This window comes from Thermus tenuipuniceus (assembly GCF_002964845.1).
Classification (GTDB): Bacteria; Deinococcota; Deinococci; order Deinococcales; family Thermaceae; genus Thermus; species Thermus tenuipuniceus.
Genome location: NZ_KZ672962.1, coordinates 44,169 through 53,327 on the forward strand (window position 1 = coordinate 44,169; position 9,159 = coordinate 53,327).

At 66.4% G+C, this 9,159-nt stretch carries 14 protein-coding genes; 4 read left to right on the forward strand and 10 right to left on the reverse strand.

Features of this window, described 5'->3' with window-relative positions; all coding sequences use genetic code 11:
- Positions 1–17: 17 nt before the first annotated feature.
- Complete coding sequence (locus tag C2847_RS02850; RefSeq protein ID WP_105316980.1) at positions 18–1,424, forward strand: sensor histidine kinase; 1,407 nt, start codon at positions 18–20, stop codon at positions 1,422–1,424.
- Here the strand turns inward: C2847_RS02850 and C2847_RS02855 are convergent.
- From C2847_RS02855 to C2847_RS02895, 9 genes are all read right to left on the reverse strand, one after another.
- On the reverse strand, positions 1,378–1,752 hold the full coding sequence (locus tag C2847_RS02855; protein WP_105316981.1) for a DUF2089 domain-containing protein: 375 nt from the start codon (positions 1,750–1,752) through the stop codon (positions 1,378–1,380). The two genes, C2847_RS02850 and C2847_RS02855, sit on opposite strands and share 47 nt — an antisense overlap.
- Positions 1,746–2,012, reverse strand: a complete 267-nt coding sequence (locus tag C2847_RS02860; protein ID WP_105316982.1) for a hypothetical protein — start codon at positions 2,010–2,012, stop codon at positions 1,746–1,748. The genes C2847_RS02855 and C2847_RS02860 overlap by 7 nt, the downstream gene beginning before the upstream one ends.
- Complete coding sequence (locus C2847_RS02865) at positions 2,009–2,380, reverse strand: SHOCT-like domain-containing protein (protein ID WP_105316983.1); 372 nt, start codon at positions 2,378–2,380, stop codon at positions 2,009–2,011. The genes C2847_RS02860 and C2847_RS02865 overlap by 4 nt, the downstream gene beginning before the upstream one ends.
- Positions 2,381–2,469: 89 nt before the next feature.
- The gene (locus tag C2847_RS02870; RefSeq protein WP_105316984.1) at positions 2,470–2,670 is read right to left on the reverse strand and encodes a hypothetical protein; all 201 of its coding nucleotides are present in this window, start codon (positions 2,668–2,670) and stop codon (positions 2,470–2,472) included.
- Between the two features lie 66 nt (positions 2,671–2,736).
- Positions 2,737–3,489, reverse strand: coding sequence for a cytochrome c biogenesis protein CcsA (ccsA, locus tag C2847_RS02875; RefSeq protein WP_105316985.1), 753 nt, complete (start codon positions 3,487–3,489; stop codon positions 2,737–2,739).
- The gene (gene hemA / locus C2847_RS02880) at positions 3,486–4,664 is read right to left on the reverse strand and encodes a glutamyl-tRNA reductase (RefSeq protein WP_105316986.1); all 1,179 of its coding nucleotides are present in this window, start codon (positions 4,662–4,664) and stop codon (positions 3,486–3,488) included. Before hemA ends, ccsA begins: the two co-directional genes overlap by 4 nt.
- 72 nt (positions 4,665–4,736) lie before the next feature.
- The gene (locus C2847_RS02885; RefSeq protein WP_105316987.1) at positions 4,737–5,411 is read right to left on the reverse strand and encodes a uroporphyrinogen-III synthase; all 675 of its coding nucleotides are present in this window, start codon (positions 5,409–5,411) and stop codon (positions 4,737–4,739) included.
- On the reverse strand, positions 5,383–5,748 hold the full coding sequence (locus C2847_RS02890) for a carboxymuconolactone decarboxylase family protein (RefSeq protein WP_028493502.1): 366 nt from the start codon (positions 5,746–5,748) through the stop codon (positions 5,383–5,385). Before C2847_RS02890 ends, C2847_RS02885 begins: the two co-directional genes overlap by 29 nt.
- Positions 5,745–6,404, reverse strand: a complete 660-nt coding sequence (locus C2847_RS02895; RefSeq protein ID WP_105316988.1) for an HAD family hydrolase — start codon at positions 6,402–6,404, stop codon at positions 5,745–5,747. Before C2847_RS02895 ends, C2847_RS02890 begins: the two co-directional genes overlap by 4 nt.
- Positions 6,405–6,488: 84 nt before the next feature.
- Here C2847_RS02895 and C2847_RS02900 point away from each other — a divergent pair, with 84 nt between their 5' ends.
- From C2847_RS02900 to purB, 3 genes are read left to right on the forward strand one after another with little or no spacing between them, the layout of a single operon-like run.
- Complete coding sequence (locus C2847_RS02900) at positions 6,489–7,049, forward strand: YceI family protein (RefSeq protein WP_105316989.1); 561 nt, start codon at positions 6,489–6,491, stop codon at positions 7,047–7,049.
- Entirely contained in the window at positions 7,046–7,621 is a 576-nt protein-coding gene (locus C2847_RS02905; protein WP_105316990.1) for an intradiol ring-cleavage dioxygenase, read from the forward strand. The genes C2847_RS02900 and C2847_RS02905 overlap by 4 nt, the downstream gene beginning before the upstream one ends.
- Positions 7,622–7,633: 12 nt before the next feature.
- Positions 7,634–8,944 (forward strand): adenylosuccinate lyase, encoded by a 1,311-nt coding sequence (gene purB / locus C2847_RS02910; protein WP_105316991.1) that lies wholly within the window; start codon positions 7,634–7,636, stop codon positions 8,942–8,944.
- A gap of 11 nt (positions 8,945–8,955) precedes the next feature.
- Here purB and C2847_RS02915 read toward each other — a convergent pair whose 3' ends face one another.
- Positions 8,956–9,099, reverse strand: coding sequence for a Uma2 family endonuclease (locus C2847_RS02915; protein ID WP_279627862.1), 144 nt, complete (start codon positions 9,097–9,099; stop codon positions 8,956–8,958).
- Between the last annotated feature and the right edge of the window lie 60 nt (positions 9,100–9,159).

Sequence of the window (9,159 nt, forward strand, 5' to 3'; positions counted from 1 at the left end):
AGCCAGGGTAGGGCGGCATGACCCTGCGCTCCCGCATCACCCTCCTCACCGCAGGCCTCCTCCTGGTAACCCTTTTGGTGCTGGGGCTGGCCCTGGAAGGCCTCTTTCGGGGCTTCCTCTACCGCTCCCTGCGCCAGGAGCTTCTGGAGGCCAGCAACCAGGTGGTCCGCCTCCTCAACCTGGGCGGCCAGGCCCTCCTGGAGGCCGGGCTTCCCGCAAGCCTCTACGCGGAGCTCCAGCTTCTTCCCGAGGAAAACCCCGCCCTTCTGGCCCGGGAAGGGGGGATCAGCCTGCAGAAAAGCCCCGCTCTGGGAAGCCAGCGCCTTCTCCTAAAGGAGGCGGACTACCGCACCCTTCTGGAGCGGGGCGAGGCCTGGGCCTACGCCGAGCTGCCGCGGGAAGGACCCCCCTTAAAGCTTCTGGTCTACGCCCGCCGGGTGGAGGTCAACCTGGGGGGAACCGTGTGGCGGGGAGCCCTTTTGGTGGGAAAGCCCGTGGAGAACCTGGAGAGCACCCTCTCCCAGTTCGCCCGCATCTATGCGGGGACGGCACTTCTCGTGCTCCTCCTCTCCATCCTCCTGGCCAGGAACCTGGTGGCCCGGGCCCTCGAGCCCCTGGAATGGGTGGCCCGGCGGGCGGAGGCCATCACCACCCGTCCCGAACCCCTGCCCGAACCCGAGGGGCGGGACGAGGTGGCCACCCTGGTGCGGGCCTTAAACGGCATGCTTTCCCGGATGCAGCAGGCCTTCCTGGCCCAGACCCGCTTCCTCCAGGATGCCTCCCACGAGCTCAGAACCCCCATCACCGCCATTCTGGGCCACGTGGGCTTCCTGCTGCGCCGCACCCCCCTCACCGAGGCCCAGCGGGAGAGCCTCGAGGTGGTGAAGCGGGAGGCAGAGCGCATGGGGAAGCTGGTGTCGGATCTTCTGGAACTCTCCCAAACCGGTTCCTGGCGCATGGAACCGGCCCCTGTCCGCATCCAAGACCTCCTGGAGGAGGTGAAGGAGGAGTTCGCCAAGAGCTTTGAGGGGGAGATTGAGGTGGAAGCCTCCCCGGAGCTTTGGGTGCAAGGCGACCCGGACCGGCTCCATCAGGTCCTGGCCAACCTCCTTTCCAACGCCATCAAGGCCAGGGCCCGGCACATCTGGCTCAGGGCCTTTGACCTGGGGGAGAAGGTGGTGGTGCGGGTGGAGGACGACGGGGAAGGCATCCCCAAGGAGCACCTCCCCCACCTCTTCGAGCGCTTCTACCGGGTGGACAAGGCCCGGGACCGGGAACGGGGGGGATCGGGGCTGGGCCTGGCCATCGTGAAGGCCATCCTCGAGGCCCACGGAGGGGAGATCTGGGTGGAAAGCGAGGTGGGCCAGGGCACGGCCTTCAGCTTCTCCCTTCCTTCAGCCGCGCCACCGCCTCCTCCAGACTGATCTCCCCCCGCCTCAGGGCCTCCAGCACCTCCAGGCGCTCCTCGCCCCGCTCCTCCTCTGCCTCGTAGCCCAGGGCCTTCAAAAGGGCGTCCAGCCGAGCCCGCACCGTGGGATAGGAGACCCCAAGGACGCGCTCCACCTCTTTCAGGTTGCCCCTGGCCTTCATGAAGAGCCTTAGGAAGTCCAGGTGCTCCCTGGGCAGGAGGGCGAACTCGTTCAGGGCGAACTGCCCGTGCACCTCGGTGCCGCACTGCGGGCAGAAAAGGGCCTTCACCGCCAGGAGGCCTTCGCAGGCCGGGCAACGCACGGGAACGGGCCGCATCACCATAGTCCCACCTTCACGTTCACCCCTTCGGCCACCACCTCCACCAGGGCTAAAGGGGGTAGCCCCCGGAGGACGAAGACCGCCTCCCAAGGCACCCCCCGGAGGGGCCTCTCCCGGAGGAGGGCCCGGGTTCTCAGCAGGAACAGCACGGCGAGGAGGGCCCACTCCAGGGCGAAGAGGGGAAGGAACAAGAGCCAGGGGAAAGGCCCCCGCACCACCAGGTAGAGAAACCTGGGGCGCAGGAGCCACCCACCCAACCTCACACCACCTCCACCAGCACCTGCACGGGGTGGCCCTCCTCTTTAGCCTCGATCTCCACTAGCTTGCCCTCGGGCACCCCCTCCCGCACCAGGCGCAGGAGGTCCTTGAGGTTCACCCCCCGGCCCTGCAGGGTGAGCTTGGCCTCCTCGGGCAGGAACTTCTCCAGAAGCTCCGCCAAGGCCAGGGGCAGGTTCACGTTCACCCGCACCGGCTTGTCCTTGTCCTGGGCGTGGATGCGCACGCGCAGGAGCTTCGCAGAAGCCTTCGCCAGGGGCTTGGGCCCCTCCACCGCTTCCAGGAGGGCTAACGCCTCCTCCACCCCGATCTCCCCCGCCTTAAGCATCTCCAGTATGCGCCGCTTCTCCTCCATCTCAAACCTCCAGCTCCGCGTTCTTCATCCTCACCTGGCCAGAAAACCTGGCCCAGCCGCCTTCCCACACCATCAACGGCATGCGCCGTCTACCCTCCATGCCGGGCCTCCTTGAGGTCCCACCGGGCCGGCTGGAGTTCCAGCCGCTCGGCCAGGAGGCAGAGCAGGCGGGCGAGGCGCCTGCGCCAAGGGGTTCTGAGGGGCCCAGGAAGCCGCTCCCGCTCCGCCTCCGAAAGAAGCTCCTGCCACCGCCTCTTCCCCGCCTCCGGGTCTTCCCCAAACCCCACCATACCTCACCTGCTTATTAAGGAGTGTATGTCTTGGCTTTATAATTTGTCAAGTCGCACTTGGCATATCTAAAAGCCGAGCCTCGAGGGGTGCCGGGAGCCCAGGAAGGGCGCCCCCAAGAAGGCGAAGAGAAGAAGGGCGTAGGCCAAGAAGAGCAACCCCATCCGGGGGTAGCCCCGAAGCCGCTCCTCCAAGAGGAAGTAAGCGCTAAGCAAGAGCCAAGCCAAAAGGACGGACACCTCCTTGGGGTCCAGGGTCAGGGGACTTCCGAAGTAGCCCCAGGCCCAGGCCATGCCGCTTCCCAAGCCCAAGGTGGTGGCCAGATATCCCACCCGCAAGTACCCTTGCTCCAGCCGCCTCAGGCTCCAAAGGGGGGCGGAAAGCAGGGCTTTTTCCGGCACCGACCGCAGGCGCAGGTCCTGCATGGCGCACATCACCCCTGCCCCTACCCCCACCGCCAGGGCCAGGTAGGCCACCAGGAAGGCCCCGGCGTGCACCAGGGTAAGGAGGAGGGGCAGGCTTCCCCCCGGATGGGGCAGGGCCTTGAGGGCAAAGAGGCCAAGGAGCATGGCCAGGAGAACCAAGTAGCGGCGGAGAGGGGTAAGCCTTGGCCGAAGCAACAAGCTCTCCCCCCGTAAGGCCAAAAGCCCCCCCAGGACCAAGGCGGGCTGGGCCGGACCCGAGAAAAACCCCTTGGCGAAGGCATCGGCCAAGGCGGCCCCCAGGTACAGAAAGGCCCCGAGGAAAAGCCCTCGAGGCCAGAACAACCCCACGGCCAGGAGGAGAACCCCCACCAGGGCCAGCAGGGAAACCGCGGTCATACCCGTGGGGGACGGAAGGCCAGAAGCGGGCACTCCCCAGGGCAGGAAGGACCCTGGAGGAACTCCTGGGTCCGGACCTTTACGGCCAGAATCCAGGGGTGGGCCCTGCGCCCCGCCTCCTTGTGCCAGGTAAGGGGATCGGCCTCCGGGTACTTCCGCACCACCTCCTTATAGGCCAGGCCCTTCAGGGCCCGTATGGCCTCCCGCACCCGGTGGCCCGCATACCACTCCAGGTAGTCCCCGATGGCTCCCTCTATGAGGGCCTCCACCTTGGGCACCTCCCCCTGGCGGGCCTTTAGGTTCTTCTCCACCACCCGCTTCAGGTCGTCCAGGTTGTACAGGTAGGCCTGGGGCAGGCGGCCCACCCGGGGGTCGATGTTCCGGGGCAAGGCGATGTCGATGAGGAAAAGGGGCTTGGACCTCCTGGGGAGGTCCTCCGGGCGCACCAGGTAATGGGGACTAGCGGCCGAAGCCACCACCAGATCTGCCTGGCGCAGAACCTGGGGCAGGGCCGAAAGGCCATAGGCTTCCCCTCCAAACCGCTCCGCCAGGGCCCTGGCCCTCTCCACCGTGCGGTTTACCACCAAAACCCGGTCCACTCCCTGGGCCTTCAGGTGGGTAAGAAAGAGCTCCGCCATCTCCCCCGCCCCCAAAACCGCCACGGCAAGGCCCGTGAGGTCCCCGTAGACCGCCAGGGCCAGGTCCAAGGCCGCGTAGGCCACACTCACCGCTCCCGCCCCAATGCCGGTTTCGCTCCGGGCCCGCTTGCCCAGGGCGATGGCGGACTGGAAGGCCTTCTCCAAAAGGCTTTCCGTGGCCCCATATTTCCTGGCCAGGAAGAGGGCCTCCCGCACCTGGCCCAGGATCTGCGCTTCCCCCATCACCAAGGAGTCCAGGCCCGCCGCCACCCGGAAGAGATGCCGCAGGGCCTCTATTCCCTCCTTCTGGTAAAGGTGGTGGGCCTCCACCCCCCGCGCAAGGAGGAGGGCTTTGGCCTCCTTAGGGCTTCCCACCCCGTAGATTTCCGTGCGGTTGCAGGTGGAAAGCACCACCGCCCTGCCCAGGGTGCCCAGGGCCGCCGGCAGGGCCACCGCTGGGTCCAGGGCCGCCCGCTCCCGCACCTCCACGGGGGCGGTCTTGTGGGAAAGGCCCACCAGGTAGAGGGGTAGGGCCATAGTCTTTCGACAGTATACGCCACCCGGGTAGGGACAAGAATCCCCCTTAGGGGTTAACCCTTAACCGAAGCCCTATGAGAGCGCCCGAAGTACGGCCTGGAAAAGCCCTTCCAGGCCCGGCTCCGGTGCCTCCCACACGGCAAAGCCCTGCCGCCTGGCCTCTTCCGCCGTGCTGGGGCCGATGCAGGCTGCCTTGGGCCTCCTAGGGGTCTTTAGGGCATAGGCCCTGGCGGCGCTTGGGCTGAAGAAGGCCACCACCTGGGCCCTTTCCAAAAGCGCCAGCTCCTCAGGGGAAAGCTCCCTCTCCCGAGTAGCGTACACCTCCAATCGCTCCACCGCCACCCCCCGGGCCCCGAGGCCTTCCTCCAACTCCTTCCCCGCCAGATCCCCCGCCACAAAGAGCACCCTTTGGGCCGAGGGAAAGGTTGCCGCTAGGTCCTTGGCTGTGGCCCGGGGAGGGACGAAGGCAGGGGATAGCCCCCCCTGGCGCAGCACTTCCCCCGTTCCTTCCCCCACCGCCGCCACCTTGAGAAGGGGCCTGCCCACCTTTTCCCAGGCCCAAAGGAGCCTCTTAGCTCCCTCTTTGGAAGTGACCGCCACCCAGTCCGCTTGGAGGAGCCTTCCAGGAAGGACCTCGAGGCCCGGCAGGTCCACCTGCTCCAAAAGGGCCACCTCCGCCGCCTCAATCCCCAAGGCGCGAAGCCGGTCCAATAGCCCCTTATCCTTCCCGCGGGTGAGCAGGACCACGGCCTTTAAGGACCTTGTGAAAGAGCTTCATGGCGGCCAAGGCCCGGGGGAAGCCCAGGAAAAGGGCAGACTGCAGGATGGTTTCCCGTACCTCCTCCTCGGTGGCGCCTACCCGTAAAGCCCCCTCCAAATGGGTGGCCAGCTCCTTGGGGCTACCCAGGGCGATCAGGGCGGTGATGGCCAGGAGTTCCCGGGTTTTGAGGTCCAGCCCCGGCCGGGCCAGGACCTCCTCGTAGGCGAAATCGCGAATGTAGCGGAAAAGATCCTCGTCCACCTCCTTCAGACTTGCCTCAATGGCCCCTTGCTTCTCCCCCCAGATGGCCTGCCGCACGCTCATGGCAGGTAGTCTAACACCCCCTCCAGCCGGTGGAGGGCCTGGGGATTCTCCCCCAGGGGGTCAAAGAGGAGGGGTTTAACCCCAGCCCCCTTGGCCCCAACCCAATCGGCCTCCGAATCCCCCACGTGCACCGCCTCCTCGGGAGCCACGCCCAGGGCCTCGAGGGCCTCCTGGAAAAGCCTGGGGTCAGGTTTGGCCACCCCGGAAAGGGCGCTCACCGAAAGGTGCTGGAAGTAGGGCCTTAAGCCCACCACCTCCAGGATCTCCGGCAGGGTGGCATCCCAGTTGGACACCACCGCCAGGGCATAGCCCCGCTCCTTCAGGGCCTGTAAGGTGGCCTCGGCCCCGGGCACCACGGGCCAGAACCGGGGGTTCCTCCAGTTTTCCACCAGCTCCCGGCTCAGGGCCTCGGCGTGCTCCTCGAGGCCCATTCCCGTAAAAAGCCTCCGGTGGAACTCCCGCCAAAGCCCAAGGGCGGTCTCCAGATCCCGGGCCTCTAGATGATGGTCCTCATAGAAGCGAAAAGCCGCCAAGGCCGCCACCTTGGGATCCCTCCTGGGCTTAAGGCCCCGCTCCTCCAAAAAAGGCAAGAGCCAAAACCGGGGGCTTGCCAGGATCAGGGTGTTACCCACGTCAAAGAGCACCGCCCGGGTCATGAACCCAGTCTATACCCTGGCTTGTCTAACGAGCGTCTAACCTCCACATGCTATGGTTTTCATAGCAAAGGGAGGTGACAAGGCATGCGGTGGCTTGTATGGACCCTGGTGTTGCTGATTCCCAGCCTGGCCCAAAGCTTTGAGGTAGCCTCGGGGGAGGCCCGCTACCGGGTGCGGGAGCAGCTGGTGCAGATCGGCTTCGCTGAGGCCGTAGGCACCACTCAGGCCATTAGGGGCCAGGTGTCCCTCCAGGGGGCAAGGGCCAGCGGGGAGTTTGCCGTAGACCTGAGGGAGCTCAAGAGCGACCAGGTCCGACGGGACAACTACCTCAGGCAAAACACCCTCCAAACCGACCGCTTCCCCACCGCCACCTTCCGCCCCAAGGCGGTGGAGGGGCTCCCCAACCCTCTGCCCGCAAGCGGCAAGTTTCCCGTACGGGTGGTGGGGGACCTCACCCTCCGGGACGTGACCGAGGAGGTGGTCTGGGAGGGGGAGGTGGAGTTTAAGGGCCAGGAGGCGCGGGTAGTCCTCAGGACCGAGTTTCCCTTTGAGAAGTTCAAGCTGGCCCAGCCCCGGGTGGCGGTGGTCCTCAGCGTGGAAAACCGCATCCGCCTGGAGGTGGACCTCATCCTGAGGCGAAAATGAAGCGGCGCACCCTTTTAGGGCTTTTCCTCCTGCCCCTGGCCCGGGCCCAGTGCCCCCTTACCCCCGCCCTGACCGAAGGCCCTTACTTCCTGCGGGACGTGCCCAGGCGGCAGGACCTGCGGGAAGGGCTTCCCGGGATTCCCCTGCGGCTGGCCCTGGCGGTTCAGGACCACACCTGCCGGCCCCTCGAGGGGGCCCGGGTAGACCTTTGGCACACGGACGCCCTGGGGCGCTACTCGGGGGTGAACGCCCCCGGGGTCTTCTGCCGGGGCTGGCAACCCACGGACGGCCGGGGAAGGGTGGAGTTCCTCACCCTCTTCCCCGGCTGGTACCCAAGCCGCACCCCCCACCTGCACCTCCGGGTGGAGGTGGGGGGCAGAAGCTTCGCCACCCAGCTCTTCTTCCCCGAGGAAGTCCAGCGCCAGGTCTATGCCCAACCCCCCTACGCGGAAAGGGGGATGCCCCGGATCGGCAACCGCCAGGACGGCATCTTCCGGGCCGACCTGCTCCTCAGCCTAAGGCCGGAAGGGGAAGGTTACCGGGCGGATTTCGCCCTCACCCTGCCCTTTTAGTACCCTTAAGGCATGGTCCCCCGTTACCAGACCCCCGAGATGGTGGAGCTATGGTCGGAGGAAAACCGCTACCGCATGTGGGCCCTGGTGGAGGCCTATGCCCTCGAGGCCTGGGAGGCCCTGGGCCAGGTGCCCAAAGGGCTTTCCCAAAGGCTTCTTGAGCACCTAAAGGAGCATCCCCTGGACGCCCGCTTCGCCCAGAGGGTGGCGGAGCTGGAGGAGGTCACCCGCCACGACCTGGTGGCCTTCACCCGGGCCCTGGTGGAGTGGACCGGGGACGAGGAGGTGGGGCGCTACCTGCACCTGGGCCTCACCAGCTCGGATATCGTGGACACCGCGCAAAACGCCCTTTTGGTGAGGGCCTTGGGCCTGATCCTTGAGGAGCTATCCGGGGTCCAGGAGGAGCTCAAGCGCCTGGCCCTCCGCTACAAGCACACCCCGGCCATCGCCCGCACCCACGGGGTCCACGCCGAGCCCACCAGTTTCGGCTTCCGCTTCCTGAGCTTTTACGCCGCCTTTCAGCGGGACAAGGAACGGCTTGAGCGCGCTCAGAAGACCATCGGGGTGGCCATGCTCTCGGGCTCGGTGGGGAACTACGCCCACATCCCACCGGAGGTGGAGGCCCACGTGGCCCGGCGGCTTGGCCTTAACCCAGAGCCCCTTTCCACCCAGGTGGTGCCCCGGGACCGGCACGCGGAGGTGCTGGCCGCCCTGGCCATCCTGGGGGGGAACCTGGAGCGGGTGGCGGTGGAGCTAAGGCACCTCCAGCGCACGGAGGTCCTCGAGGCCCAGGAGCCTTTCCGGGAAGGTCAGACGGGAAGTTCCAGCATGCCCCACAAGAAAAACCCCGTGGGTTTGGAAAACCTCACCGGGATGGCCAGGCTCCTTCGGGGATACCTGGGCCCATCCTTGGAAAACATCGCCCTGTGGCACGAACGGGACATCTCCCACTCCTCCGTGGAACGGGTGATCCTCCCCGACGCCACCACCGCCAGCCACTACGCCCTAAGGCGGCTAAGGGGCATCCTCGGGGGCCTGGTGGTCTTTGAGGAAAACCTGAGGCGCAACCTGGACCTCACCCGGGGCCTCGTTTACTCCCAGCAGGTGCTCAACGCCCTCATCGCCCACGGCCTTCCCCGGGACAGGGCCTACGCCATCGTGCAACGCAACGCTCTAAGAAGCTGGGAGGAGGGCCTTAGCTTCGCCCAGCTTTTGGAAGAGGACCCGGAAAACCCCCTCAAGGGGGAAAGGCTTAAGGCCCTTTTTGACCCTGCGCCTTTCCTAAAGCACGTGGACGCCATCTACGCCCGCTTTGGGCTTTGAGGGGAAAACCGTTACCACAAAGGGGCCAGCTGGGGGGCGAAGCCCGGGAGTTCCGGTTCCAGGGAAAGGGTGTCCACACCCTCAAAGCGCTCCGGCTCCTTTCCCGGCCTGTACACCTCCACGGTCCGGGTATAAGGGTCCACCAGCACCCCCAGGCGCGCCCCTTCCTTAACTCAAAACTTGCACCTCCCGAATACCCTGCATAAACACCCCCT